At 36.0% G+C, this 25,854-nt stretch carries 27 protein-coding genes and 1 tRNA gene; 7 read left to right on the forward strand and 21 right to left on the reverse strand.

Annotation, left to right across the window (positions count from 1 at the left end; all coding sequences use genetic code 11):
* Positions 1-97 precede the first annotated feature (97 nt).
* The 5 genes from LB449_RS12055 (at position 98) to LB449_RS12075 (ending at position 4,114) form a co-directional block, all read left to right on the forward strand.
* A complete protein-coding gene (locus tag LB449_RS12055; protein WP_224455351.1) occupies positions 98-604 on the forward strand; it encodes a rhodanese-like domain-containing protein in 507 nt (168 codons plus the stop codon).
* Positions 604-1,227 (forward strand): TIGR04282 family arsenosugar biosynthesis glycosyltransferase, encoded by a 624-nt coding sequence (locus LB449_RS12060; RefSeq protein WP_224455352.1) that lies wholly within the window; start codon positions 604-606, stop codon positions 1,225-1,227. Before LB449_RS12055 ends, LB449_RS12060 begins: the two co-directional genes overlap by 1 nt.
* 4 nt (positions 1,228-1,231) lie before the next feature.
* Positions 1,232-2,044 (forward strand): purine-nucleoside phosphorylase, encoded by an 813-nt coding sequence (locus LB449_RS12065; protein WP_224455353.1) that lies wholly within the window; start codon positions 1,232-1,234, stop codon positions 2,042-2,044.
* Positions 2,045-2,249: 205 nt separating this feature from the next.
* On the forward strand, positions 2,250-3,356 hold the full coding sequence (locus LB449_RS12070) for an acyloxyacyl hydrolase (RefSeq protein WP_224455354.1): 1,107 nt from the start codon (positions 2,250-2,252) through the stop codon (positions 3,354-3,356).
* A gap of 8 nt (positions 3,357-3,364) precedes the next feature.
* Positions 3,365-4,114: a GIN domain-containing protein gene (locus LB449_RS12075; RefSeq protein ID WP_224455355.1), complete on the forward strand. Its 750-nt coding sequence runs from the start codon at positions 3,365-3,367 to the stop codon at positions 4,112-4,114.
* Between the two features lie 13 nt (positions 4,115-4,127).
* Here LB449_RS12075 and greA read toward each other — a convergent pair whose 3' ends face one another.
* Positions 4,128-4,604 carry a transcription elongation factor GreA gene (gene greA, locus LB449_RS12080; RefSeq protein WP_224455356.1) on the reverse strand — a complete coding sequence of 159 codons (477 nt, stop codon included), beginning with the start codon at positions 4,602-4,604 and terminating at the stop codon, positions 4,128-4,130.
* Between the two features lie 108 nt (positions 4,605-4,712).
* Here greA and LB449_RS12085 point away from each other — a divergent pair, with 108 nt between their 5' ends.
* On the forward strand, positions 4,713-5,138 hold the full coding sequence (locus tag LB449_RS12085) for a hypothetical protein (protein WP_224455357.1): 426 nt from the start codon (positions 4,713-4,715) through the stop codon (positions 5,136-5,138).
* Here LB449_RS12085 and LB449_RS12090 read toward each other — a convergent pair.
* From LB449_RS12090 to LB449_RS12145, 12 genes are all read right to left on the reverse strand, one after another.
* A complete protein-coding gene (locus LB449_RS12090; protein ID WP_224455358.1) occupies positions 5,131-6,099 on the reverse strand; it encodes an ABC transporter ATP-binding protein in 969 nt (322 codons plus the stop codon). The two genes, LB449_RS12085 and LB449_RS12090, sit on opposite strands and share 8 nt — an antisense overlap.
* A gap of 86 nt (positions 6,100-6,185) precedes the next feature.
* Positions 6,186-8,780 (reverse strand): T9SS-dependent M36 family metallopeptidase, encoded by a 2,595-nt coding sequence (locus tag LB449_RS12095; protein WP_224455359.1) that lies wholly within the window; start codon positions 8,778-8,780, stop codon positions 6,186-6,188.
* Between the two features lie 134 nt (positions 8,781-8,914).
* Positions 8,915-9,499: a DUF3332 domain-containing protein gene (locus LB449_RS12100; RefSeq protein ID WP_224455360.1), complete on the reverse strand. Its 585-nt coding sequence runs from the start codon at positions 9,497-9,499 to the stop codon at positions 8,915-8,917.
* Positions 9,500-9,579: 80 nt separating this feature from the next.
* Positions 9,580-10,845: a BaiN/RdsA family NAD(P)/FAD-dependent oxidoreductase gene (locus tag LB449_RS12105; protein WP_224455361.1), complete on the reverse strand. Its 1,266-nt coding sequence runs from the start codon at positions 10,843-10,845 to the stop codon at positions 9,580-9,582.
* Positions 10,846-10,945: 100 nt separating this feature from the next.
* Positions 10,946-11,542, reverse strand: coding sequence for an N-acetylmuramoyl-L-alanine amidase family protein (locus tag LB449_RS12110; protein ID WP_224455362.1), 597 nt, complete (start codon positions 11,540-11,542; stop codon positions 10,946-10,948).
* A 161-nt stretch (positions 11,543-11,703) separates the two neighbouring features.
* On the reverse strand, positions 11,704-12,438 hold the full coding sequence (locus LB449_RS12115) for a hypothetical protein (protein WP_224455363.1): 735 nt from the start codon (positions 12,436-12,438) through the stop codon (positions 11,704-11,706).
* 304 nt (positions 12,439-12,742) lie between these two features.
* Positions 12,743-13,150 carry a hypothetical protein gene (locus tag LB449_RS12120; RefSeq protein WP_224455364.1) on the reverse strand — a complete coding sequence of 136 codons (408 nt, stop codon included), beginning with the start codon at positions 13,148-13,150 and terminating at the stop codon, positions 12,743-12,745.
* Positions 13,151-13,460: 310 nt separating this feature from the next.
* The gene (locus LB449_RS12125) at positions 13,461-14,057 is read right to left on the reverse strand and encodes a hypothetical protein (protein ID WP_224455365.1); all 597 of its coding nucleotides are present in this window, start codon (positions 14,055-14,057) and stop codon (positions 13,461-13,463) included.
* Between the two features lie 240 nt (positions 14,058-14,297).
* Positions 14,298-14,678 carry a hypothetical protein gene (locus LB449_RS12130; protein WP_224455366.1) on the reverse strand — a complete coding sequence of 127 codons (381 nt, stop codon included), beginning with the start codon at positions 14,676-14,678 and terminating at the stop codon, positions 14,298-14,300.
* A gap of 10 nt (positions 14,679-14,688) precedes the next feature.
* Entirely contained in the window at positions 14,689-15,129 is a 441-nt protein-coding gene (locus tag LB449_RS12135; protein WP_224455367.1) for a hypothetical protein, read from the reverse strand.
* A complete protein-coding gene (locus tag LB449_RS14095) occupies positions 15,126-15,596 on the reverse strand; it encodes a T9SS type A sorting domain-containing protein (RefSeq protein ID WP_394372318.1) in 471 nt (156 codons plus the stop codon). Before LB449_RS14095 ends, LB449_RS12135 begins: the two co-directional genes overlap by 4 nt.
* A gap of 235 nt (positions 15,597-15,831) precedes the next feature.
* Positions 15,832-15,913, reverse strand: a tRNA-Leu gene (locus LB449_RS12145).
* A gap of 95 nt (positions 15,914-16,008) precedes the next feature.
* Between LB449_RS12145 and LB449_RS12150 the strand changes: the two genes are divergently transcribed.
* A complete protein-coding gene (locus LB449_RS12150; protein WP_224455368.1) occupies positions 16,009-17,406 on the forward strand; it encodes a dipeptidase in 1,398 nt (465 codons plus the stop codon).
* Positions 17,407-17,744: 338 nt separating this feature from the next.
* On the opposite strand, the gene hemE is transcribed toward LB449_RS12150, so the two are convergent.
* The 8 genes from hemE to LB449_RS12190 all read right to left on the reverse strand — a co-directional run bounded on the left by hemE (position 17,745) and on the right by LB449_RS12190 (position 25,836).
* Positions 17,745-18,773, reverse strand: a complete 1,029-nt coding sequence (hemE, locus tag LB449_RS12155) for a uroporphyrinogen decarboxylase (protein WP_224455369.1) — start codon at positions 18,771-18,773, stop codon at positions 17,745-17,747.
* A 51-nt stretch (positions 18,774-18,824) separates the two neighbouring features.
* Positions 18,825-19,811 carry a porphobilinogen synthase gene (gene hemB, locus LB449_RS12160; protein ID WP_224455370.1) on the reverse strand — a complete coding sequence of 329 codons (987 nt, stop codon included), beginning with the start codon at positions 19,809-19,811 and terminating at the stop codon, positions 18,825-18,827.
* 1 nt (position 19,812) lies between these two features.
* On the reverse strand, positions 19,813-20,589 hold the full coding sequence (locus LB449_RS12165; protein WP_224455371.1) for an enoyl-CoA hydratase/isomerase family protein: 777 nt from the start codon (positions 20,587-20,589) through the stop codon (positions 19,813-19,815).
* The gene (locus tag LB449_RS12170; protein ID WP_224455437.1) at positions 20,579-22,045 is read right to left on the reverse strand and encodes a sensor histidine kinase; all 1,467 of its coding nucleotides are present in this window, start codon (positions 22,043-22,045) and stop codon (positions 20,579-20,581) included. Before LB449_RS12170 ends, LB449_RS12165 begins: the two co-directional genes overlap by 11 nt.
* Positions 22,045-22,590 carry a CopD family protein gene (locus LB449_RS12175; protein ID WP_224455372.1) on the reverse strand — a complete coding sequence of 182 codons (546 nt, stop codon included), beginning with the start codon at positions 22,588-22,590 and terminating at the stop codon, positions 22,045-22,047. Before LB449_RS12175 ends, LB449_RS12170 begins: the two co-directional genes overlap by 1 nt.
* A 152-nt stretch (positions 22,591-22,742) precedes the next feature.
* Positions 22,743-24,113 (reverse strand): MATE family efflux transporter, encoded by a 1,371-nt coding sequence (locus tag LB449_RS12180; protein ID WP_224455373.1) that lies wholly within the window; start codon positions 24,111-24,113, stop codon positions 22,743-22,745.
* A 3-nt stretch (positions 24,114-24,116) separates the two neighbouring features.
* Positions 24,117-25,151 carry a ferrochelatase gene (gene hemH, locus LB449_RS12185; protein ID WP_224455374.1) on the reverse strand — a complete coding sequence of 345 codons (1,035 nt, stop codon included), beginning with the start codon at positions 25,149-25,151 and terminating at the stop codon, positions 24,117-24,119.
* 205 nt (positions 25,152-25,356) lie between these two features.
* Complete coding sequence (locus tag LB449_RS12190) at positions 25,357-25,836, reverse strand: peroxiredoxin family protein (RefSeq protein WP_224455375.1); 480 nt, start codon at positions 25,834-25,836, stop codon at positions 25,357-25,359.
* Positions 25,837-25,854: the final 18 nt, after the last annotated feature.

Below are 25,854 nucleotides of genomic sequence, written 5' to 3' on the forward strand. Positions count from 1 at the left end.
AAACCAATCGTTTCGAGTAACCTGTTCAAATATTAAAAGATGATATCTTTGAAAAAAGATTCTAAAGGTTTAGAGAAACACACTTAAAACTACAGATTTGAAATACAAACTTTTAATTTCAATTATTATGTTTGGAGGACTTCCGTTTTTGGGAATCTCCCAAAACAAGATTGACAAAGCTTTAAAACGATACAACTCAAATTCAGTAGAATACATTAGTACTGAAGACTTGATTCATCTGAAAAATTCAAGCGACAACATCAAAATTTTAGACACGAGAGAAGCCTCAGAATATAGCATAAGTCATATTCAAGACGCCATTTATGCTGGATACGATGATTTCAACTTGCAACACATTCAAGATAAAATCGATACCAAAGATACCATTGTAGTCTATTGCTCCATTGGAGTACGTTCCGAAGATATTGGAGAAGAACTTCTAAAAGCAGGATATGAAAATATTTATAACCTCTACGGAGGAATTTTTGATTGGATGAATAAAGACCAAAAGGTCTACGATCACAAAGGAAATCCAACCGATAAAGTCCATGCCTACGACAGATTTTGGGGTGATTACTTAGAAAAAGGACAGAAAGTATATTAATGGATAGATTAATTATAGTTTTTGCAAAAAACCCTGAACTTGGCAAGTGTAAAACACGTTTGGCCAAAAGCATTGGAAGTGAAAAGGCTTTAGAGGTTTATAAAAAATTGATAAAACACACGGCTAAAATAATCAGCAACGTTAGCGCTAGTCGGGCAGTGTTTTATTCAGAAAAAATTCAAAAAAATGACTTCTGGGACGATTCTCAATTTCATAAATCAGTACAGAGCAGCGGTCATCTTGGTGAGAAAATGCAAGCTGCTTTTGAATGGGGTTTTGCTCAAGGCTATTCTAAAATTTGTATTGTTGGTAGCGACTTATTTGAGCTTGAAACTTCGGACTTTGAAAAAGCATTTCTGGAATTAGAACAAAAGGACCTGGTTTTTGGACCCGCCAACGATGGTGGATATTATCTCATGGGTATGTCTACGTTTTACAAAGAAGCCTTTCTGGAAAAAGCATGGAGTACAGAAACTGTCCTAAAGCAAACTCTAAAAGATTTAAAGAATCAAAACATTGCATTTCTGAAAACCAAAACCGATATTGACATTGTAGAAGATTTGGTAAAACATCCAGAATTTCATCATGTTATACCACACCAAATTTTAAAAAAACTAACATAAATCTATGAAAGACAGACTAGAAAAAACTGTAAGCTACCTTGAAGAAAAAGGATTTGAAAATCCTGAAATCGGCATCATTCTCGGCACAGGCTTGGGAAAACTGATTGACCAAATAGACATTGAAAAAGAAATAAGTTACAACCACATTCCACACTTCCCGACAGCAACAGTGGAGTTTCATCAGGGCAAATTTATTTTTGGCAGCTTAGGTGGCAAGAAAGTCGTAGTTATGCAAGGACGTTTTCATTTTTATGAAGGCTACTCGCTGCAAGACATTACTTATCCCGTACGCATTATGAAGGAATTGGGCATACAGAAGCTTTTGGTGTCTAATGCCGCAGGCGGTATCAATAAAACTTACAAAAAAGGCGACTTGATGCTTATTGACGATCATATCAATTTACAAGGCGGTTCGCCATTAGCATTCAAAGGCGTTTCTCAACTTGGCGAGCGTTTTGTCGACATGTTGGCACCTTACGATAAAGAGATGAACACCCAATTCAAAACCATCGCCAAAGAACATGATATCAGGCTTCATGAAGGCGTTTACGCTTCCGTGGTGGGTCCCCAATTGGAAACTCGTGCAGAATATCACTATCTCGGCATCATTGGCGCCGATGCTGTGGGAATGAGCACTGTGCCAGAAGTTATTGTCGCCAATCACCTAAAATTACCTGTTTCGGCTATTTCGGTCTTAACCGACGAATGTGATCCCGATAATTTGCAACCTGTGAATGTCGAAGAAATCATTGCCGTGGCGGGCAAAGCCGAACCCAAACTCGTACAACTTTTCAAAAGCCTTATAGAAAACATGTAGGGCGTTTTCGGGCTTTTCGCTGCAAGTCCGCCTGCAGTTTTAGAGAGTTGTAAAGCTATAAAAAGAGCTTCTTTGCAGTCGCTTTTTTATAGCCACACCTCTAATCCAAAACCGCAGTGCGGGCTTTACGCTTTAATCCCTAACGCAAGTCTTAAGTCTATTTAAACAATAAATTTTTAAGTTTGCAGCAACCAATTTAATATTAATGATCTCGAAGTGCTTTATCAGTCTAAGCTTTATATTGTTTAGCTTTTGTTGCTTAGCTCAGGAAAAAGCATCCAAAGCATCCGATGTGTTTCATGCCGATTACCTCTATGGCAGAATCATGAGGCATAGCCCTCAAATTTTACATCTCATCCAGGGAACTACTCAAGGAGTTTTGTTTTCCTGGGAACGGGAAACCTTTGGCGAAAAGGAGTGGCAGCAATTGTACAATTACCCGAGTTATGGTGCATCCCTGTTAATTCAGGATATGGGATCGCCAGAATTGGGTAGAGTGTATAGCTTACATGGAGAGTACAGGTTCTTCTTCCTAGATCGAAAGCTTAACCTTAAAGCGGGACTTGGTGCAGGATATATCCCAAACACTTATGACCCCATAGAAAATCCGAGAAATACAGCTTACGGATCGTCCTTCACCGCTTCAATATTATTCGGCCTGGAGTACCGCTTCCAGCGCCTTTTCGATTTGCCTTTGGATTTTAAAGTCGGGACCTTTTTAGTCCATTATTCCAATGGGAAAACTAAATCACCAAATACCAGCACCAACAACTACGGACTTCAGGCCGGATTGAATTATAACCTATCTGAAACGAAAAAGGAATATAACACCTCATCTTTAGAACCCATATCCAAAGACTGGACCTGGGATATTTTAGCAGCATCGGGAGCCAATGACAGTGGCATTTGGGGAGAAGCAAACGAAGCGTTTTTAACGCTCACAACTTCTGTCAACAAACGCCTTTCTCACCGCAGTGGATTAAGTTTAGGACTAGATGCTTTTTTTACACCCTCCGTCAAAACCTTTATCCAATACCGTGCTGCAGCATTTCCTGAATTGGACAACTTCCAAGGGGATGAAGATTGGAGACGGGTTGGCTTATTTTTGGGTCATGAATTGTATTTAGGAGGTTGGAGTGTGATGTCTCAAATAGGTTATTATGTGTATTATCCGATAGATTATCTTAACAGGGAATATATAAAAGTAGGATTGAGACGTTATATCACCGATAAATTTTATGTGTCAATCGTGCTTAAATCTCACTATTCTAAAGCGGAGGCTATAGAATATGGAATAGGAATACGTTTATAAAACCTAACATGATAAAATATATTTTCCTTTTTATTTCAATTTTAATCCTTAGCTCTTGCGATCTGGAAGCGACAAAAGACTGCTTAAAAGGAGCTGGAAATACTGAAGCACGCAATTTGAATATTTCTGATTTAGAAAGAATTATAATAAGAGAAAATATTCGTTTAGAAATAACCGATAGTGATATAGATGAATTAACAGCTGAAGGTGGAAAAAATCATCTGGACCAACTAGAAATTATTCAAAATGAAAATGAATTCGAATTCAAGGTAAATGAACTCTGTACTACAGGATTTTCTGAGGCACCTATCGTTTTAAAACTAAAAAGCTCAAGGCTCAATTATGTGAGAAATTCCTCACAATTTGAAGTTGTGAGTACCAATGTTTTGAAATTTGAAAATCTTTCCCTGATTTCAGAAGATTTTAATGACAGTAATGCTCTAAATCTGGGAAATTTCAAGGTAAAAGTAGATAACGAAAGAGTAAATATTGTTGGAAACGGTATATCAGATTTTGAAATCAGTGGAATAACTCAGCTTTTTAATTTTATGACTGCTTCTGGATCAGGAACCATATTGGCCAGAGATTTAGAAGCAGAAGCAATCACTTTTTCACATCGGTCGTTTCGAGATGCTATCGTCAATCCTGGCAAGTCGTTGAAAGGAGAAATCCGATCCTCTGGAAATCTTATCAGCACAAAAAAACCTCCACTTGTGGAGGTTGAAGAATTTTATACGGGAAAACTTATTTATGAATAAGCTTCCTTAATTTTTAGCCTCTCGAGACTTCAAGGATTTCAAAGTTCAGTATTCCGTTGGGCACTTGAATTTCAGCGGTATCACCAGCTTTCTTACCTAACAAACCTTTTCCGATAGGAGAATCTACAGAAATTTTACCTGTCTTTAAATCAGCTTCACTTTGTGCAACCAACTTATAGGTCATTTCTTTATTCATTTTGGTGTTTTTCAACCTCACATTACTGTGAATCAAAACTTTTGAAGTGTCTAGTTGAGACTCATCGATTACTCTAGCGTTAGCAACAACTTCTTCAAGCTTAGAAATACGCATTTCCAGCATGCCTTGTGCTTCCTTAGCAGCATCATATTCAGCATTTTCACTCAAGTCTCCTTTATCTCTTGCATCAGCAATATCTTGCGAAGCCTTAGGCCTTTCCACGTCTCTCAACTGGTCAAGTTCTGCTTTAAGCTTTTTCAATCCTTCTTCCGTATAATAAGATACTTTACTCATAATCTAGTCGTTTATATATAACAAAAAAGAATCCCGGTCGTTTCGAGATTCTATAATACAAATATAATATTTTTGTAGGTCCAAAGTTGTAAACACTTAAAAATTAATATGAAAGCTATTTTTCTCTTTATTGGATTGTCTTTATTGATGAGCTGCGAAAACGATGATAACTTGAGGAGGAATCCTAATTTGCTAAATATAAATGTGAACTACGAGGTCAATTTAAACCTGCCTCAATTCAATAACCTCAACTTTAGCGGTAACTCGGTTTATATACCCGGTCAGGGGAATCAAGGGCTTATCATAGTAAATTCGGGTAGTAGTTATTTAGCTTGGGATGCTGCAGACCCTAACCTTGTTCCAAGTGACTGCTCAAGACTTATTATTGATGGTTTGAATGCTGAATCTACATGTGATACACCTCCAAATAGTTATAGCCTAATAACAGGTCAACCTTTAGTAGAAGATTTAAGATATCCACTATTTGCTTACAGGATAACTGAAAGTGGCGGAGTACTCAGAATATTTAATTAAGCCTATTTTTAATCTTATCCCAATCAAAGTCGAAGTTTACATTATCGTTTATTTTGAAATCTTCAGTTGAAGTCGCAAAAATTGATTTTGAATTGAAGTCGATTTCGATAAGATAATGTGAGCCTTTAAAATAACTAGATGTAACCCTGCCTTGATATTTTGAAGTTGTACCCACTCTAATCTCGTGAGGAAAAATAATAACTTTATCATCTGCCAGTTCGAGATTAAATTCACAGGTGTCAATTACATTGACATCTCCAAAAAGTGATGCACAGTACTCATTTTTTGGCTTGCTATATACCTGCTGAGTAGTTCTAAAATCTAGAGATTTTCCGTCTTTAAGAACCATAGTAAAATCAGAAAATGGCAAGACGTCATCTGCATCATGAGTCGCAAAAATGCAGGTAATTTCTTCTTTTTTCAAAAATTTAAAAAGTCGACGCCTTAATCTATGTTTCAAAAATTGGTCAATATGGCTAAAGGGCTCATCTAATAAAATCAGTTCTGGAGGCTTTGCTAAAGCTTGTGCAATTGCTACTCTCTGTTTCTGCCCGCCGCTTAATGTTTTAACTTTTTGATGTTTAACCTCATCGAGATCAAACAGCGCAATAAGTTCATCACTTCTTCTTTGATTTTCTTCGGGAGTTTCTCGCGATAAAAACTTCTGTATATTCTCCTCTGAAGTAGTAAAAGGCATCAAATCAAATTCCTGAGACAGATGTTTAAATCTTTTATAGCCTGGTACAAGATTATAAGCAGGTCCCAAAATTTCTTCTTTTCTCCATTTTATGGATCCCTTATCAAGGTCAAAAAGTCCATAAACTGTTTTTATAAGTGTGCTTTTACCACAGCCACTTTCACCTATTAGGGCTAAGTGATCTCCTTTTTTTAATTCGAAATTGATATTTAAAACGCCCTTATCATTTTCGTGTAAATAGGTAAGGTTACTGACTGTTAGCATAAATAACTATTTACACAAAAGTAACTAAAGCAAAAAGACCAAAGTCAAATGACTTCAGTCTTTTAAAGCTGCTGAAAATTCAAATTTTATTGAACTATTAATTTCTTAGTATAGGTCTTGCTTCCAGATTCTACCATTATGATAAATACTCCCGAATTAAGAGTTTGAATATCAACTTTCTGGTTATTATCAGAAGTTTTTGAAAGAATTAATTTACCTGTCATATCATAAATATCAACTTGAGCGTTCGCAAGATTTCCGTTTGTCAAACTTAAGCTGAAGCTTTCTTGAGCTGGGTTTGGATAAATCCCGAAAGAATCAAATCCAAAACTTTCATTAGACAATGAACAATTCAACACACCAGAAGGTGGGAGATCAAAAGCTTCTTCCTGGTCCTCTCTGTTATCTGTATCCCCCTGTTTAGCACTCCATCCAAGGCCTCGTTTAGCAAATACTTCCCATATGAGGCATTGGTTTGCACCACCATTTGCGAGCAGATCTGCTTCCAATATAGCATCGCGTGCATCGATAAAGCCAGGACTGCAAGCCTGTAATTTCATGCCGTCAATAACCAGTTGCATATTGATATTATTTCCACCTGTTCCTGTATATAGATTTGAGTCAAACCCATAACGCTCTATAAGTGCCCAGTTCAAATCCCATAACATGGAAGCCCAAACAAAACCAATTCCGTGAGGTTGGCTTAGGTCTAGATTGTTTGTTAGGCCGTAAGTTGCAGGATTAATGTCTGTTGATGTGGAATATCTGAATGGTCGTATCCCTACTCCTTCAATAGATTGAGATGTGGCAAAGGTACCTATACCTCTACCCTCAGTCGCAATATCTCCATCAGAAATTGTCATCATCAGTCCCAACCAATCACTCCATCCTTCACCCATTTGTTCTGCGTTTGTTAAGCAATCGGCTTCAGAAGCACCGCCGGTTAAACGATTAGAAATACCATGACCATATTCGTGTGCAATAATCCCATTATCAAAATCCCCATCAACTTCATATGGACCATTATTAGCTAAAGAACCTAAAACGACCTCATCATTTTGAAGGGCTTGAATTATCATCTCACCATCAGCCTGACTCAACATAATAGAAGGAATGGTAATACCAGTATCATCACCTCCCATAATTATTGGCTCCCCAGCAACATTATTAACCATGATTACTGCTGAAGCTCCAGCAGCTTGTGCTTTCTCAATCTTACTCGCAAAAGCGCATTCTCCTCTTCTAATGATCACAATCTTTCTATTTAATACTGTGGCATTCAATAATTCTCCACAAGCATCTAAAGGGTCTGAGCTCGAATCCTCATCAAGTGCCAGAGCAAACTCCCGTGAGACTGGTCTTGAAGAAAGGCTAGGACCAAAAGCAGCAGCAACACCATTATAACCGCCAGCAAGATTACTTGGATCTGTAATTGATAATGGTTCTATTAAAGGGCCAGAAGGTGACCACAAAAACATTTGCATTCGTGGACGAGATCCATCTGGGGGCGTAGCAAAATTTGCATTGTTAAGACCGTCACCGTCTTGAGCCTCAGCTCTAACATAATCATTACCCAAACCTCTTCCATTATAATTGGTTTGTTGAAAATTACCAGAGGATTCATCAAAACCGTAATTAGCCCACATATCGTGAACGATATTATTCCAATAAAATAAATTGGTGATCGCAGCAGCTTGATTGAACTGAGGTTGACGGTTTAAGTCCAAAGGGAAATTGAAATTTAAACTTTCACCACCATCTGGTGAATAACCTTCAATATTTTCATTCGCAATGTCTTCGTAAGCATGTACATTATTACCTCTGGTAATAGTATATTCAGCACCTTCAACACCATCAGTATCATGCCATCCAAAGGGTGAAAACAAAAGGTCTTCTGGGTTTGATACTATTTCTCTCAACCCATGATTCGGAGACTCCACAGGATAAGGGAACACATTATAACTTGATCCAAGCATAAAGGTAGAAGTTAAATTTTGAAATGCATTATGGGTAAAAGAAGTTCTTAACTTTTTATCTGCAATGCTAGAATGATCAAAGTCACAACTTACCATCCAGTCGTTCTTTTCTAAAATCCTTCCATTAATAGCATCTACCCTTAGGCTCCACCAATGAGAACCATCCACCATGTGAATTGACATATCCCAGGCTAAACTCAAAAAACCTTCTTTTGATTTTTGATATACGAGCTTAACTGGAATCTCATCGATTGAAATACCAGATTTAGAGAGTAGTAAATCCTCTTTAGAGTTAGATTTTAAAACATTAATTTTATTAGGTTTTTGTATTCCCAGTTGAGTGGTCGCTGCGATTAGAGCCTCTTGGGGAGATAAAGACGGTTTTTTGTTGGAAATATTTGTTTTAAGATTGAAAGTAAAATTATAAGTTGCGAACTTAACCTTTCCGCCTTGCAAGGCAAAGTTCCCTAATGCATTAAAAATTGGAATACCCTGATAAGTTTGTTGAACATACACATGTTCTACATTTGTACTTTTAGAAAAGTGTTGAGAACTTATATCTAAATCTGCAAGATCGTCTGTAGATATTAGATTTTTTGATATTCCTTGCTCCAAATAGGCTTTGATAATATCAATTTCTGATTGAGCATTAAGTTGAAAAAAAATAATTGATAAGAATAAGAAAAATGGTAATTTTAATTTCATGTGAAGCTTTTATTAAATTTAAAGCAACTTAATTATAAAAAATAATAATCATTTACTAACAGATGTTAATTTAATAATGAAAAAAGACCAAAGTCATTTGACTTCGGTCTTTTAAAGCTAAAACTTGCTTAGTATTACTTAGCGTCTGCCCACATTGAAGTTTCATAATCTGCTACCTTTCCTTTCAAAATAGCAATGTTTTGTTCTTTGGAAGCTGTAGGGTTCATTTGAATAGCTTCACCTTCTGGAGTGTATACCATATAAAAACCATCTTCCATGGAAGCTAACTTGATCAATTCTCCATTCTCATCGATAGCATTCCAGGTTTTATTATCTGGTGTATATACCATTTCTAGAATTTCACCTTTATTTTCTCCTGAAAGCACTTCTACACTAAAATGATTTTTAGTAGCCGTCATTTTGACGTCCTGACCTTTTACGTTTGCGTATTGTGTTTCTTCTTCACCTTCTGCCATCGCGATAGGATTATCCCCGGTCCAGAATTCCAAAACGTTGAAAAATAGAACATCTCCAGCTATGAATAATCCATAAACCGGCACAATATTAAGCGCCCAAAAAATTAAGTTATCTAAGAATTTGTTATCCGTTACACCATCATTCCAGTCCCTTAGCGAGTTAAAAGCGCTAAATGAACCCAAGCAACTTGTACTTAGTAGGGTCATTGATAAAGCACCGCAAATAAAAATTTTCTTTTTCATTGTATTTAGGTTTTTAGGTTTGTATTTACAATGTAGAAGTAAATAAGCAACCTGACTTTTGACTAAACAGAAATTTAACATTACAGAGCTATACTCAAGTGCCTTGCACAAAGGTAAGCACTCGTCCAAGCAGCCTGAAAATTGAAACCTCCAGTAACCGCATCGATATTTAAAACTTCTCCAACAAAAAATAAATTGTCATGTAGTTTACTTTGAAAGGTTTTAAAATCAATTTCTTTCAAATGGATTCCGCCTGCAGTTACAAATTCCTCTTTAAAGGTGCTTTTCCCATTCACATGAAATTCTCCGGCACAAAGTTCTTCGGCCAGAGATTGAGTTTGGGATTTATTGAGAGTGGACCAGTTGAGTTGAGAATCGATATGAATGTAATCCAAAAGACTTTGCCAAAAGCGTTTAGGCAAGCCTTCTATTGGATTTGAATAAAGTAACTGTTTGGGATGTGTGTCCTTCAAACCTTCCAATAAAGATTTAGCAGACTCTTCATTATGTTGGGGTAACCAATTGACTCGCAATTGAAATTGATGATTCAGCTCATGAAATACTCTAGCTCCCCAAGCCGAAAGCTTCAATATACAAGGACCACTCAACCCCCAGTGGGTTATCAATACTGGCCCGGAAGACTGAAGCCTCTTGAGTTTTTGCTTGGATACACCTCTGTCTTTTGTAGTAAAAACTTCAACTTCAGCATCCAGACTTATTCCAGGAAGGTCTTGCAAACGTTCATCTTTCACATTAAAAGTGAATAATGAAGGGACGGGATCTACAACTTGATGACCTAGCGTTTGAATCAGCCGCCACATTTTTGGACTACTCCCGGAAGCAACAATAAGATGTTTGGCGAAAACATGAACTTCTTTTCCTTTCATTTCCCAAGCATAATCTTGGTCTTCCAATTTTGAAATCGCATCTATTCCAGCATTGGTTTTGACATTTACACCTAGTCTATCTGCTTCATTTTGAAAGCAGTCCATTATGGTTTGTGAGGAATCTGACACTGGAAAAACCCGACCATCTTCTTCAATTTTGAGCTCGACGCCTCGTTCTTCCAGCCAGGCAAACATATCGCCTGTCATAAATTGATGAAAAGGACCTAGCAATTCCTTGTGGCCTCGAGGGTAATTATGAGCCAGAGTTTTTGGATCAAATTCTGCGTGAGTAACATTACACCGGCCACCTCCAGAAATTTTAACCTTACTAAGAACTTGCTTTCCCTTTTCAAGAATAATAACTTTTACTGCTGAATTTGATGCTGCTAGATTAATGCCTGCGAAAAAACCTGCTGCCCCTCCTCCAATAATGGCTACATCTGTTTTTGTAATTTTCATTCAGCAAAAGTAATGGAATAGATGCTTCTAATCTGGTAAAAAAGTTTAAGATGGAATTGAATATCCAACTATCTAGCTGAAAAAGGAATCCGTATGAAGTTTAATCTAAAGATGAGGCTATCTGCTTAGCCAAAAACTTTTGACCAAACTCAGAATTGAGGTATTTCATATCCTCAGAATTGGATAAAAAGCCTAATTCGACCGTAACTGCAGGACATTTTAAATTTTTCAAAAGAAAAAAATTAGCTGATTTAAGGTCTGAGGTTTTAAAATCTTTTCGTTTAAACGATTCCAGAATTTTAGTTCCAAAATAAGAAGATTTGACTGTGAATTCATTTTCAGCAACAAAAACCTCCACTCCATTTCTGTCTCTATCTGGCGAATAGTTAGCATGAAGGGAAATAACTAAATCTGGTGAAAGGGCTTCTATTTTAGCGAGCCTATCTTGTAAAGACATAAATTCATCTTCTGTTCTCAGTAAAATGACTTCAATGTTCTTATCTGAACAAAGCTCCTTGAGGTGAGAAGATACATCTGCAACAATTTGCTTTTCCAATATTGAATTGCTTTGCGCTCCAGTATCTATACCACCATGACCTGCGTCAATGACAACGCGAATTTTGTTTGGATGAGACGGATCCGCAGACACAAAATTGAACCCAACACAAAAAACAAATAAAAAGCAAAGTAATCTCATAACTCACAAAAATTTGAATGTTAAATGTAATGATTTTTTATAAAAAATTAAGGTTTCATTATGAAAAATATATTATTTAACATGTGGTCAAAACGGGATGCTTATCACTTAAAAATTACAAGCCTTTGACATTTAACGCATTCGTAATGTATAAAATTATATTAGTTGCTTTTTCCCTTTTCAGCACTAAGCATATTTCGATACTCATCACTAAATTTATAAAACTTGTCAATTAAGTCAAGTTCGTAGGAAGGTTCTAAGTAAACATACTCTAATTGCTGAATGGCAAGAAATTCGTAAAATAAATCATGACTTTTTTTCGGGATGAGAAGTTCTAATGTTAGAAACTCAGTATCAAAAAAATCATCCCTAAGAAATAAGATCTCAAAATCTTCAAAACTTAAGTACTGAGGAGAAGCGTTTTCAGGCTTTGAATCATTTTTAAACAGATCAAAAATGGATTGAATCATATTACCAATATTCCCTTTGGAAGTTCTGTAAAGGTTTGGATGTTTTTTAATATCCTTTTGAATTTGACCAGAGAGCTCGGTATCCAAATCCTCAATAGCTGTATTACGAGATCGATAACCCGTAATCCGCACTTCATCTAAAGTAGATATACTTAATTCAACTACAAACTTTTTCTCAACATGCTGATCTTCAACAACCAACTCATACAAATCGTAAGCCACTGAAGTAAAATGAATAGTATCTCCAACAGCTGCTTCAACTCTGAAGTAACCATTGGGGTTAGAAACTTCAACTATTTCTTGATTCAAATTACTAATGCGTACCCCCGGAACCCTTCCTGAATCATCGTAGGTGTAGCCCTCAATTTCCTGTCCATAAGCATAGACACAACTGAAAAGGAATACATAAAATAAAGTTTTTGTCAAAATTTGGTCACTAGATTTAAAACTACAATATACTAGATTATGACAATCCAAAGCAGTAGGTACCTGAATTATATCAGTAAAGTAACTTTTCTATAGGGGCTTTATTTTAAGCTCTGATTCAAAAAAAGCCTCTCAGTATATGAGAAATTTTTAAAATTTAATAATTATCTATAATCTTAGCTTGAAAAGCCTTGTTAAAAAAACACATGGTTTTATTTTGGTTTTTAATTCGTGATTTAAAAATTCATCATTAAAGTTAGAGTTTACTTACATTGACTCAGCAAACATTAATAAACCTATAATTTCAAGAAGTCATATAACTAATGATCAAAGTTCCTATTGCTAAAGATATTAAGACAATGTCTTTTGCAATATCAAACCTGTATTTATTTCTTTTTCTTCTTTCATTTTCAATTTTACCTTTTATTAATTTAAAATAACCACCATCAAAACTTAAAAATGTGTTTGCTTTTTCAGTTATATGGTATTGAAAGACTTTACCCGAAATTTGAGGTCTTTCGTAATATGTTTTTGAAATAAATTCATCAACAATAAATAGGTCTATCAGATTCCAAGGAACAGTTAAGGATTTATTTTCAATTAAAAAATCTGATATTTTATTGTGAATTTTTTTAAAATCAACTTTGCCTTCTATGTTATTTATCAAAAAAAATAGTACTTGATCAGCTTCTTTTGCTTGCTTTAATGTCATTACCTAATTATTTATTTGATGTTTATATAATTCAATACCAAAATTTAAAATAAGAGATAAGAAAGCTACAACTGAAAGAATTTTATTTATAGCTAAATCTTTCCTTCTATTCCTCATCTTCTATTTTTTGAGTTCAATTTCATTATCTACCGCTTTAGTGTAACCTCCTTTAAATAATATAAAAAAGCCTCTCTTTTATCAGACAACTAAAAATAATCTAATTTTTTTATCTTCAATTTGAGTAACTATTAATTTTATTTAATAATAGTTCTTTAGGTGATAGGATAACTTGTAAATAAAAGTTAGGCTATTATATTTTCATTAAATCAGACATGATTTTGAGGTTTTGTTTAGCTAGGTTTGAAAAATAATGATCTTCTGATTTTAATATTTTTCTAGCTATCTCCTTATTCTCAATACTTTCAGAAATAGAATTATGAAAAAAAAGTTTTATTTTTTTAAAGAAATCATCTTTTTCATTGAAATTAAGATCAATTATTTTTTGTTGATTACCATTAACAGTTTTTAAAATATATTTTATTATTTCCTCTGTTTTTTGAGAAATTTCATTTTTACTTAAGTAGCTATTTGATTTTGAATCTGAAAATGGAATATGTGCAATTGCAGATGCAATTTGTATATCTCGTAAAAAATCTTTGCTTTCTGAAAATCCGATTTTTTCTTTGCTAAATCGAGCACCCATAACTATCATCATATTAGTCATAAACCTTACTTTGTAAGCGCCATAATCAGACACTTGAATTTCTTCATTTGGATAGTCTTGCTTAAAATAAGAAATTTGATTTCTATAGGCTTTCTCTGTTTCATCAGAATATAGTTTCATGCACTCTAAAACTTTAATATTGATCTTTTCTATTTTCTTTTTCTTACCGAATACTCCAAACATTAATTTTAGTTTTACTTATGTGATTTTACTTTTGATTTTATATAAAAAAATTGTTATTGAATTCGCCTTTTTAGTAAATAATAAATGCGTGTTTTACTATTTAGGGACTATTTAATAAACCCGAAGTTTATCTTGTTTTTTTAACCTACTCCCACCTATTTCACTGAAGGTATTTTGAATAAATTTAGTCCTTAGAAATAATAAAATTTCAAAAATTTTTCAAGTTCTTAAGGCCGAATATTATTCGATAACATTAAATTCAATCCCACTGTAAGAGAAAGTTATACCAGTAACATTCCCACTACTTCTAGTTTCTATAGTATAAGATCCCTCAGGAAGCCAGAGCGGAAACGGATTTAGGTTAGAATATTTTGTATTATCAGTATTAATTATACTTACTAAATGCCCATCAATTTTTGCATACGCTGAATTAAAACTATCTCCAATTGTTGCAGATGTTATTTTCCATATTTTTCCAGAAGGAACTGTAAGTATACTGGTTTGGGTTCCATTTTCAACGTCAGCATTAAATTTAATTACACTATTAAACTCAAGATTCTTTTGTGAAAATGCATTAAATGAGAGGAAAATTAGTACGATTAAAAAGGTTGTTTTTTTCATAGTTTAAGATTTAGAATCCATCCGATAAATACATTAAAGTTTTATTTTGTTGGCTAGTCCCAGATTTTTTTGAATAAAAAGAAAAAGGTACACTTAAAAATTGTGTTGTTCCTAAATTAACAAATCCACTACCAGTATTCAATTCGATGTTTAAGTGAAAAATTCCTGTAGACCAGTCAATTTGATTAAATTGTCCAATTTGTGTGTTGCCTTGACCTACAATTGTGTTGATTTGACCTAAATCATCAGTTATTAAAGAATTTGTTTCACTGTAAACAGGTGTGTTTTCTGGCAAACCACTTATAATATTAAATTTAAAAATGACTTCTTGATTTTTTATTAGATCACCATTATTATCTCTTACTGTCGCTTGATAATTAAATCCATAAGGAACTTGACTCAATGCGCTAATGGAATAAAAACATAACAACAGAATTACTATATTTTTCATTTTTTAATGATTTTAATTGATTTGTAAAAGTTTGTTTCCCTATTAGATAGGCTTAGAATATACACGCCCTGAATTAGATCCCCCATGTATAATTGTCCTTCTTTCAAAGTCTTTGACTTGATTAATCTACCATTTATATCAAACACCTTCACATCAAATAATGTATTTGACTCATACTCAAACTTTAAAAAACTTTGGACTGGGTTTGGGTAATATTCAAAGTGGGTAATGAAAGGGTTCTCTATTGATAGGGTTGAGATATTTAAACTTTGATAATAGCCATTTGACAACTGAATATCTGAGCTCTTCATTAATCCAATAACGGGCTCACCAATTGAGAAATTTGTCCGACTTACAGTGCTACCCAAAGAACCATTGGAGCTAATTAAACTTTTCGAAATGCTCTGGCTTAAAAGGTTTAGGCTATAAAAAGCAATAAACAGAAATAATGTAAATTTAAGTTTCATAATATTGGTTAATCAATATTATATATTCTAAAAGTATATTCCAAAGATTATTTAACTTATTTCAGTAAAGCATATGAATGTTAATTATAAATATCGCTCTAAATTTATATGGCAATAAGGCAAAAAACATTGCAATGGAGTGTCATTAATATAAAACAGGGTAGGATTCAGGGGAATAAACAAAATAAGAAAAGGCTAAACAACTATAATATAGCCATTTAACCTTTTCTTTTAGTACGGGCGGAGAGACTCGAACTCTCACACCTTGCGGCACTAGATCCTAAGTCTAGCGTGTCTACCAATTCCACCACGCCCGCATTATTTTTTGCGATTGCAAATATAGATAATAATTACAACTTTCAAATTAAGTTTCAGGAAAAAATTTTATATTGTAAAAACTCAAATTTTTAGCATGACAACTAGACCTTATATCGACCAACACCAAGAGCGTTTTATAGATGAGCTTATCGAGCTATTAAAAATTCCATCTATCAGTGCAGATCCTAAGTTTAAGAAGGAAGTTTTGATGACGGCTGGCGCCGTAAAAATCAATTTGGAAGCTGCTGGCTGCGATACCGTGGAAATTTGTGAAACCTCTGGGTTTCCTATCGTTTACGCAGAAAAAATCATCGATCCTGACCTCCCTACTGTATTAGTTTACGGGCATTATGACGTCCAACCCCCAGACCCTGTGGAATTATGGACGAGTCCGCCTTTTGAACCCGTCATTAAAAACACCGATATTCATCCTGAAGGAGCTGTTTTTGCCAGGGGGGCCTGTGATGACAAAGGTCAGATGTACATGCACGTGAAGGCCATGGAAGTCATGATGCAAACCGATGAACTGCCTTGTAACATCAAATTTATGATCGAAGGCGAAGAAGAAGTAGGCAGCGTGAGCCTGGAAGCTTTTCTGGAACACAACCGAGAAAAACTAGCTAACGATGTGATCTTGATTTCCGATACAGGGATGATTAGCAAAGACGTCCCCTCCATCACCACCGGTTTAAGAGGATTGAGCTATGTGGAGGTAGAAATCGAAAGTCCTAACCGTGATCTTCATTCTGGACTTTACGGCGGAGCAGTGGCCAACCCCATCAATATTTTATCTCAAATGATTGCCTCACTTCACGATGAGAATAATCATATTAATATTCCGGGTTTTTACGATAAGGTAGAAGAATTGAGCGATGCTGAAAGAAAGAAAATGGCTGAGGCTCCATTTGATCTGGAAGACTACAAAAAACACATTGGCATCAACGATATCCACGGTGAAACAGGCTTTAGCACCAACGAACGTAACTCTATCAGACCTACCCTGGACATCAACGGCATTTGGGGAGGCTATATTGGTGAAGGTGCGAAAACGGTGATTCCAAGCAAGGCATTTGCAAAGATTTCCATGCGTTTGGTACCTAACCAGGATTGGAGAGAAATTACAGAACTATTCAAAACCCATTTTGAAAGTATCGCTCCCAAAAGCGTAAAAGTAAAAGTTAAGCCGCACCACGGTGGACAGGGCTATGTTACGCCCATAGATGGTATTGAGTACCAGGCTGCAGATCTTGCCTTTCAGGAGGCCTTTGGCAAACCTGCAGTACCACAGCGTAGCGGAGGCAGCATACCTATTGTCTCTTTATTCGAAAAATATTTGGGTAGCAAAACGGTTTTGATGGGCTTTGGTCTCAACTCCGATGCGATACACTCACCCAACGAACATTTTGGGATCTGGAATTACCTTAAAGGCATCGAGACCATTCCTTATTTCTACAAGCACTTTACAGAACTTTACAAAAAAGAAAACCAATAGGGTTTGGGCGTTACCCCCAACGCATTGGGGGTCGAGCTATTCGTTGCAAGCCATTTCAGTAAAGCTATAAAAATATAAGCCTGGCAAAAGCTTCCTTTGGTCGCTTTACCAGACTTTATTTTTAAAGGGCTTTTACTTTATGGACTTTTCACTGCTATCCCTAACGCAGGTCTTTAGTTAACTTTAATTTTTATAAATAATCAATTAAATTTTACGCCGATTTCAATTAAAACTTAACAGTTTAGACGCCATATGAAATCATAAGACAACTCGAAGCTGAATATCGAAAACTTAAAAGTGAGCTGTTGCAAAATCAATAGAAAAAAGCAATAGAAATTCTATGAACTCTTGTATTCCTTCACGGCGTCTACGAAAGCTTTTGCATTCTCCACAGGAATATTGGGTAAGATGCCATGTCCTAAGTTTACGATATAGCGGTCTTTTCCAAACTCATCTATCATTTGATGAACCATTTTCTTAATGTCTTTTGGCGGAGAAAATAACCGTGAGGGATCAAAATTTCCCTGTAAGGTGATCTGGCCTCCAGACAAAAGCCTGGCGTTTTTAGCAGAGCAAGTCCAATCGACTCCAAGGGCTGTAGCCCCGGATTTTGCCATCACATCCAGTGCAAACCAGCAGCCTTTTCCAAAAGCAATCACTGGGATTTCATCTTTTAAAGCATCAATGATTTGCTGAATATAAGGCCATGAAAACTCCTGATAATCGACTGGGGACAGCATGCCTCCCCAGGAGTCAAACACCTGTACCGCATCTACGCCAGCCTCCACTTTTCCTTTGAGGTAAGCAATAGTAGTGTCGGTAATTTTTTGAAGCAACTCATGAGCCATTTGGGGTTCTGTAAAGCAAAATTCTTTGGCTTTATCAAAATTTTTGGAGCCCTGTCCCTGCACACAATAGCAAAATATCGTCCAAGGTGAGCCTGCGAAACCGATGAGAGGCACCTCATCGTTCAGCTCTTTTTTGGTCATTTTAATAGCCTCGTACACATAGCCCAATTCTTCATAGACATCTGGAACAATCACCTGGTCTAAAGTTTTTCTATCCCGAATAGGATTGGGCAACCAGGGACCTACTCCAGGTCTCATCTCTACTTCTATGTTCATGGCTTGTGGAACAACCAGAATGTCACTAAACAAGATCGCTGCATCTGTCCCTACCTGATGTATGGGCATAACAGTGATTTCAGTTGCAAGTTCTGGAGTTCTACATCGTGTAAAAAAGTCGTATTTAGCTTTTAGCTTCATAAAATCTGGCAGGTATCTGCCAGCTTGCCTCATCATCCACACCGGTGGTCTTTCTACAGTTTCTCCCTTTAAGGCTTTGAGAAATAAGTCATTTTTAATCATGTATTCTGTATTGAGAATTCAATAATATTTTTAAAATGCAAAATTAGTGAGTTACAGTAATTTTGCAGCATCTTTTGCAAAATAACTGGCAATCATGCTGGCTCCTGCCCTTTTGATAGCGGTTAGTTGCTCCAACATGACGGCGTCGTGATTCAACCATCCTTTTTCTGAAGCTGCTTTGATCATGGCATACTCACCGCTCACCTGATAAACTGCAACAGGCACTTCCACCTCGTTGGCAATATCTCTAACGATATCCAGATAGCATAAACCTGGTTTCACCATTACAATATCAGCACCTTCGTCGATATCGGTAAAAGTTTCTTTCAGAGCTTCAGATCTATTGGCCGGGTCCATTTGATAGGTTTTTTTATCTTTTGGAATGTCTTTGACATCTACTGGAGCAGAGTCCAGTGCATCTCTAAAAGGACCGTAAAACGCAGAGGCAAATTTGGCAGAATAACTCATAATTCCTATATCGGTGAAATGAGCATCTTCCAGAACGCTTCTTATTTCTAAAATGCGTCCATCCATCATGTCACTAGGGGCAACAAAGTCTGCTCCTGCCTGGGCATGGCTGAGTGCCATTTGAGCCAAAAATGAATTGGTTCTGTCATTAACAATTTTTCCCTGATCCACAATACCATCGTGACCATATATAGAATAGGGGTCCAAAGCGACATCGGTCATCACCAACATTTCTGGAACAGCATCTTTTACCGTTTTGATAGCTCTCTGCATCAATCCGTTAGGATTGGTAGCCTCCTCTCCTCTATTGTCTTTTAGTTTTTCATCCACCTTTACGAATAGTAAAACTGACTTTAAGCCTAGTTGCCAAAGCTCCCTGACTTCTTTTACCAGAAGGTCCAGGCTAAACCTATAATAATTGGGCATAGAGGCAATCTCATCCTTCACGCCCTTGCCTTCAACTACAAACAATGGAACAATAAAGTCTGTTGGACTTAAATGGGTTTCTCTTATCAGTGATCGTATAGATTCATTTTGTCTTAAACGACGGTGTCTTTGCAATGGAAACATACTACTTGAAATTTGGCTTTTTCTTGTTTAAGAACGCTTGGGTTCCTTCTTTAAAATCTTCGGTTCCGAAGGATTTTCCGAAGTTTTTGATTTCCGTTTCAAATCCGTTGATGCCATCTTTGTAGTTATCATTTACGGCTTCAATCGCCACTGAAATGGCTTGCATGGAATTATTCAAAATCTTGTTGGCCAGTTTTTCAGCAAGAGGAATAAGCTCCTCTAAAGTGGTGACGTGATTCACCAAACCGTAATCTTTGGCTGTTTCTGCATCTATCATGCCTGCGGTCATAATCATTTCCATGGCTCTCCCTTTTCCAACCAACTGAGGTAAACGTTGAGTTCCACCGTATCCTGGAATTACTCCCAGAGAAGTCTCTGGCAATCCTAATCTTGCATTATCACTAGCAATTCTGAAATGTGCAGACATGGCCAATTCCAATCCACCACCAAGGGCAAAACCATTAACAGCTGCAATCACTGGCTTAGGGAAGTTAGCGATATAATCAAAAACAGTCTCCTGTCCTTTAGCCGCAAGATCCTTTCCTTCTTCTACAGTATATTCAGAAAATTCTGAAATATCTGCACCAGCAACAAATGCTTTTTCTCCGCTTCCGGTTAGAATTATAACAGACGCCTCTTCGTTGGCTAAAAGCCCTTTAAACGCTTCGTGAAGCTCCTGAATAGTAGCTCTATTTAAGGCATTTAGTTTTTTGGGTCTGTAGATATAAACAGTCGCAATGCGATCTTGGATACTAACTTGTAAATTTTCAAATGTCATGAGTATTGGATTTTGGAAATTTTAGTGTAAAGATAATGCCTTCATCAGGTTTTGAAGTCAGTTTTATATCTCCTTTATAAGTTTCAACAATATTTTTTACCATACCCAAGCCTAATCCCATGCCGCTGGTTTTAGTGGTAAATCGTGGTTCGAAAATACGCTCCTGCAAATCTTCAGGAATACCAACTCCATTATCTTCTACGGTTATAATCGCATTTTCTTCTTCAGAAAAAATATTTACTGAGATGATTGGGTTTTCCAAATGTTCAGTTGCCTGAATAGCATTTTTCACCAGGTTGGTGATGATTCTAATTAACTGACTTCGATCAAATTCAATCTGAATGTTTTGTTGTTCAGAAGAAAATTGAATTTTGTTATCGTTGAAAATATCCAGAGCCAGTTTGATGATTTCAACAGCATTTAAGTTTTCATTCTGTTGAGCTGGTAATTTTGCGAAGTCCGAAAATGCCCCAGCAATAGCGCTTAAATTGTCAATTTGCTGAATGATGGTTTTAGAAAATTCCTTAACTCTAGTCTTTATATTTGGGTCGTTTGGATCAAATCTTCGTTCGAAGCTTTGCATGCTCAAGCGCATAGGAGTAAGAGGGTTTTTAATTTCGTGAGCTACTTGTCTTGCCATTTGCCTCCAGGCCTCTTCACGCTCGGTTTTAGCGAGCTTTAAAGCGCTTTCTTCCAACTCGTCAATCATATCGTTATAAGCTTTTACTAGAGGTTTAATTTCATAACTTATCTCCTCATAAGATATTTTGGGATTGGATTGATCTAGTCTGGTTTTGGTGATTTTTTTGCTGATGCTCTGCAAAGAACTTGTAATATATTTAGATAAAAAATAAGCTAATACAATTGCAGAAATCAGCATAAATAAATAGACTTGAGACAAAAGCATAAGAAAATCTCTAAGCTCTTTTTGTAAAAATCCATCATCTTCGATGTAAGGTAAATTTAATATCCCAATCGGTTTGAAATAATTATCGAGTATGTAGGTGTAAGAGGACTGGTAATTTTGATTATCTAATTTAAAATTTTCAACGTATTTCTTTTCACTAGAATTCTGAAGCGCCTGTACCTTTTCTGGATTCATTTGAGTTTCCAGAGAATCCATATAAAAGGTCGCAATGGAAGATTTAAGCAAATTTCCCTCAAGATCATAAATATTAATTTCAGTATTATGAATGTCTTGGATCTCGTATATTTTTTCTTTAAAAATGAGAGGTAAACTTTTGGTCTCTACTGGATAAGTTGTGGTCCTGAGGACGTAATTGATATTGGCCCTTATCGCATTCTCCTTTCGGTTAAGTTTTTCTCCATGTAATTCTTTGGCTTCTTCTTTAAATTGAAAAATAGTTACCCCTGCAATCAGTACAGAAGCTCCAACAACCAAAGCAATCATGGAGATAAAAATTCGAGTTCGTAAGGATCGCCTGTAATTGAACATCATGAGGAAGATTTTCGGTTTCTAAGGCGTTTGTACAATTTAATCCCAAGCATCAGTACAACACCAAGACCAATTAAACCTATAAGACCCCAAATCCAGTTGATTGCACTTTTTAAAATGACCAAGAACACAATAGCAAATAATATAAGCGTAGCGCCTTCATTCCAAAAACGCATCCCATTGGAAGTCCACCTAATATCGTCCTTTTGAAACTGCTTAAATATGAAATGATTTTTGATGTGGTAAGCGAATAGTAAAACAACGAAAGCAAGTTTCACATGCATCCACCCTTGCTCCAACCAACCCGGAACGAGAATCAAAAGCCAAATGGCGAAGATGGTTGCCAGAATTGCAGATGGCCAGGTGATGATGTACCATAGGCGTTTTGCCATAATTTTGAGCTGTTCACTCAAAATATCGGCATCAGGCTGTGATTTTTGTCTAGCTTCAATGTGATAGATGAAAATTCTTGGAATATAGAATAAGCCTGCAAACCAAGTGATTACAAATATGAGATGTAGCGATTTGATGTAGTTATATTCCACTTGAAAATATTGAATTTATTGGATCTATTGAATCAAATATAAGCATAACAGTAAGATTTATTAATTGAGAAAAAGTTCACGTTAAAAAAGAAAATAGGACAAGGATTCAAAAACTCGGACTTATACTTAATAAATCAACTCAGAATCTAACTCTAAGAAGTTTTCACTTGTGCTTCATCTTCAACAATCAGGGTCGATTTTACTTCTCGTCTAAGGAACAAGCCGGTTATAATAGTGGATATTAAATCTGCTAATGGGAATGAAATCCAAACCCCAAATTCTCCGTAATAATTTGGCAAAATCAAAATCAAAGGAATAAATATAAAACCCTGTCTTGATAAAGTAAGAAGTAACGCAGGTACTGCTTTGCCAATGGCTTGAAAATAAGCACTCCCTATCAATTGAATTGAAATGATTGGAATAGCAGCAAACACCCATCGCATAGCACTGGTTGTATCGTTTACAACTTTTTGATCTTGGGTAAAAACAGAAGCTATTTCTCCAGGGAAGATCATAATAATAGCAAAGACTAAAATGGCCATCACCGAAGCATAAAGAATAGCTTTATTGATACTTTCACGCACACGTGAATATTGATTTGCTCCATAGTTGTAACCAGAAATTGGTAAAAATCCTTGAGTTACTCCTAAAACAGGGAATAAGGCGAACATAAGCATACGCCCAACGATGCCGTAAACAGCAACAGAAGATTCTCCCCCCAATTCAAATAAAATATTATTCAATAGTAAATACGTCACACTTACCACAGCTTGTCTGGAAAGTGTAACAAAACCAAGCGCTCCGATTTCTTTCAGAATCGTAAAATCAATTCCAAAATCTGAAAATCTAATTTTCAATTCAGAATGTTTTGACAAGAAAAACCAGACGATGTATCCTAAACATAAAATGTATGAACCAGTAGATGCCCAGGCAGCGCCATGCATTCCCAAATCCATTATATTAATGAAAATATAATCCATAATAAGATTGCCAACAGAAGGAATAATCATGGCCACCATAGCAAATTTGGGTTTACCCTCAGCGCGTATAACGCTATTGCCCATCATAGCCACCCCAAGCACTGGCACTCCGTACAGGACTATCTTATAATAAATTTTAGCAGGATCGAAAATATCACCTTTCCCCCCAAACGTAGGAATTAAATCATCCACGAATGAAAGTCCGAAAATGACCATAGTGACAGTCACCAGTAAAGTAATAGTAATTTGATTACCGAAAGTTTTGAGCGCTTTCTTGTCATTATTGGCCCCTAAAGCCCGAGAAATAATTGAAGACCCTCCTATTCCAATAGCCATTCCCAGAGCTGCTATGAAGAAAGAAACAGGAAGCACGACATTGATCGCCGCTATGCCAATAGAACCGATCCAATTGCCTACAAAAATTGTGTCCACCAAAATATTGATGGACATAACTAAAATTCCAATAGATGCAGGAACGGCTTGTTTAATAAGCAGCGGACCTATAGCCTTGTTTCCTAATTCTTCAGAGTTAGCTCTAGCCATTTACTATGCGTTAACCTTTTCATTTTGATGCGCCCATTCATCAATCCAGCGACTCATGGTTTTTATCCAATCTTCTCTATCGTTGAGACAAGGAATAAACATAAAATCATCACCGCCAGATTCTTCAAAAATCTCTCGAGCTTCCATATTGATTTCTTCCAAAGTTTCTAAACAATCTGAAACAAAAGCTGGGGATACTACCGCCAACTTTTTAGTGCCTTCTAGACCTAACTTTTCAACGGTTCTGTCTGTGTACGGCTTCAACCAAGGGTCAAATCCTAAACGGGATTGAAAGCTCGTACTGTAGGTTCCCTCTTTTAAGCCTAAAGTTTTCGCCACGCCACGGGTGGTTTCAAAACACTGGTGTCTGTAACAAAATTGATGTGCTTTGGAAGGCGTTTGGCAGCATGACCCATCTACTTTACAATGCGAATTGGTGATATCGCTTTTTCTGATATGACGTTCAGGGACTCCATGATAACTAAACAACAAATGATCATAATCAAACTCATCTAGCTTTTCTCCAATACTTCTTGATAAAACAGTCACATAGTCCGGATGATTGTAAAAAGGAGGTAGTGTGGTAAACGACATTTCAGGGAAATGTTCGCGTCTCAGCTCCTCAGCCAATACAAGAATCGTTTCTGTGGTTGCCATAGCAAACTGAGGATACAAAGGGACTAACAATACCTCATCTACGCCTTTGTCATGAAGCTCCTGGAGGCCAGATTTAATATTTGGTTGACCGTAGCGCATGGCCAACGAGATAGGAACTGTTGTTTGCTTATCAATTCCCTTCTGTAAACGCTTTGATAACACAATAAGTGGAGAACCTTCATCCCACCAAATTTTTGAATAAGCTTCTGCAGATTTTTTGGGTCTTGTATTTAATACAATTCCTTTTACAAGAATTGTTCTGAAAAACTTCGGTAAATCAATAACACGCTCGTCCATCAAAAACTCACCCAAATAGGTTTTTACATCTTTGGGATCTGTTGATTTAGGCGAACCTAGATTAACTAATAATACTCCTTTCATGTGCTTATTTTTATCATTTTTAAATGCTCACACCTATTAGTCGGGGGTAAGGGGTAAGTGTCACTCAGTTGATTAAAATTTATTTTTAAGAACCATTTTAATCATGTCGGTTTAATTACATTTTCAACAAGTGTCAAAATTAAAGCACTTAATTTTAACAATAGCTAATTTTGATAGAATGTTATAATAAGTGTAAAGGAAAGCGTTATTTTATTTCATTCAAAAAAAGAACGACTTCTGAAGTCCCTTCGTAGACTTTTATCAATTTATTATCCTTGTTATATAAAAAAGCAGTTGGAAATGGACCGACATTAAAAGCATCTGCAAATTTGTAATCTTCATCTCTTAGGATCTCAACATTAACTAGGTTTTGAAGTTTGGGAGCGTGTTGTTCGAAAAAAGACTGGGTAAGTTGCTCTGTATTTGCTGAAATTGTATAAATCTGAACGTCTGCTTTTTTGATCTGATCCGATTTAAGATTCAAGACCTTAAAAGTATCTACACAGTGCCCGCAAGTCGGATTGTAATATATGAAATAATTAAAACTGTTTTCTTTGATATTTTCCTTACTAAAGGTTTCACCATTGAGTTCATATAATTCAAAATCTACCAAGCGCTCTGGATGGCTTTGAGCTATATATGACTGAGTAATAAATAAACTAAAGACTAATAAAATGTTCTTCATGATGTTATTATGTATTGT

The sequence above is a fragment of the Psychroflexus lacisalsi genome, assembly GCF_020164495.1.
GTDB lineage: Bacteria > Bacteroidota > Bacteroidia > Flavobacteriales > Flavobacteriaceae > Psychroflexus > Psychroflexus lacisalsi.

Bases quoted from the DNA above. Each gene is read 5' to 3' on its own strand.
- LB449_RS12060 (WP_224455352.1), top strand. From the start codon at position 604: ATGGATAGATTAATTATAGTTTTTGCAAAAAACCCTGAACTTGGCAAG.
- LB449_RS12065 (WP_224455353.1), top strand. From the start codon at position 1,232: ATGAAAGACAGACTAGAAAAAACTGTAAGCTACCTTGAAGAAAAAGGA.
- LB449_RS12070 (WP_224455354.1), top strand. From the start codon at position 2,250: ATGATCTCGAAGTGCTTTATCAGTCTAAGCTTTATATTGTTTAGCTTT.
- LB449_RS12075 (WP_224455355.1), top strand. From the start codon at position 3,365: ATGATAAAATATATTTTCCTTTTTATTTCAATTTTAATCCTTAGCTCT.
- greA (WP_224455356.1), bottom strand. From the start codon at position 4,604: ATGAGTAAAGTATCTTATTATACGGAAGAAGGATTGAAAAAGCTTAAA.
- LB449_RS12085 (WP_224455357.1), top strand. From the start codon at position 4,713: ATGAAAGCTATTTTTCTCTTTATTGGATTGTCTTTATTGATGAGCTGC.
- LB449_RS12090 (WP_224455358.1), bottom strand. From the start codon at position 6,099: ATGCTAACAGTCAGTAACCTTACCTATTTACACGAAAATGATAAGGGC.
- LB449_RS12095 (WP_224455359.1), bottom strand. From the start codon at position 8,780: ATGAAATTAAAATTACCATTTTTCTTATTCTTATCAATTATTTTTTTT.
- LB449_RS12100 (WP_224455360.1), bottom strand. From the start codon at position 9,499: ATGAAAAAGAAAATTTTTATTTGCGGTGCTTTATCAATGACCCTACTA.
- LB449_RS12105 (WP_224455361.1), bottom strand. From the start codon at position 10,845: ATGAAAATTACAAAAACAGATGTAGCCATTATTGGAGGAGGGGCAGCA.
- LB449_RS12110 (WP_224455362.1), bottom strand. From the start codon at position 11,542: ATGAGATTACTTTGCTTTTTATTTGTTTTTTGTGTTGGGTTCAATTTT.
- LB449_RS12120 (WP_224455364.1), bottom strand. From the start codon at position 13,150: ATGACATTAAAGCAAGCAAAAGAAGCTGATCAAGTACTATTTTTTTTG.
- LB449_RS12125 (WP_224455365.1), bottom strand. From the start codon at position 14,057: ATGTTTGGAGTATTCGGTAAGAAAAAGAAAATAGAAAAGATCAATATT.
- LB449_RS12130 (WP_224455366.1), bottom strand. From the start codon at position 14,678: ATGAAAAAAACAACCTTTTTAATCGTACTAATTTTCCTCTCATTTAAT.
- LB449_RS12135 (WP_224455367.1), bottom strand. From the start codon at position 15,129: ATGAAAAATATAGTAATTCTGTTGTTATGTTTTTATTCCATTAGCGCA.
- LB449_RS14095 (WP_394372318.1), bottom strand. From the start codon at position 15,596: ATGAAACTTAAATTTACATTATTTCTGTTTATTGCTTTTTATAGCCTA.
- LB449_RS12150 (WP_224455368.1), top strand. From the start codon at position 16,009: ATGACAACTAGACCTTATATCGACCAACACCAAGAGCGTTTTATAGAT.
- hemE (WP_224455369.1), bottom strand. From the start codon at position 18,773: ATGATTAAAAATGACTTATTTCTCAAAGCCTTAAAGGGAGAAACTGTA.
- hemB (WP_224455370.1), bottom strand. From the start codon at position 19,811: ATGTTTCCATTGCAAAGACACCGTCGTTTAAGACAAAATGAATCTATA.
- LB449_RS12165 (WP_224455371.1), bottom strand. From the start codon at position 20,589: ATGACATTTGAAAATTTACAAGTTAGTATCCAAGATCGCATTGCGACT.
- LB449_RS12170 (WP_224455437.1), bottom strand. From the start codon at position 22,045: ATGTTCAATTACAGGCGATCCTTACGAACTCGAATTTTTATCTCCATG.
- LB449_RS12180 (WP_224455373.1), bottom strand. From the start codon at position 24,113: ATGGCTAGAGCTAACTCTGAAGAATTAGGAAACAAGGCTATAGGTCCG.
- hemH (WP_224455374.1), bottom strand. From the start codon at position 25,151: ATGAAAGGAGTATTATTAGTTAATCTAGGTTCGCCTAAATCAACAGAT.
- LB449_RS12190 (WP_224455375.1), bottom strand. From the start codon at position 25,836: ATGAAGAACATTTTATTAGTCTTTAGTTTATTTATTACTCAGTCATAT.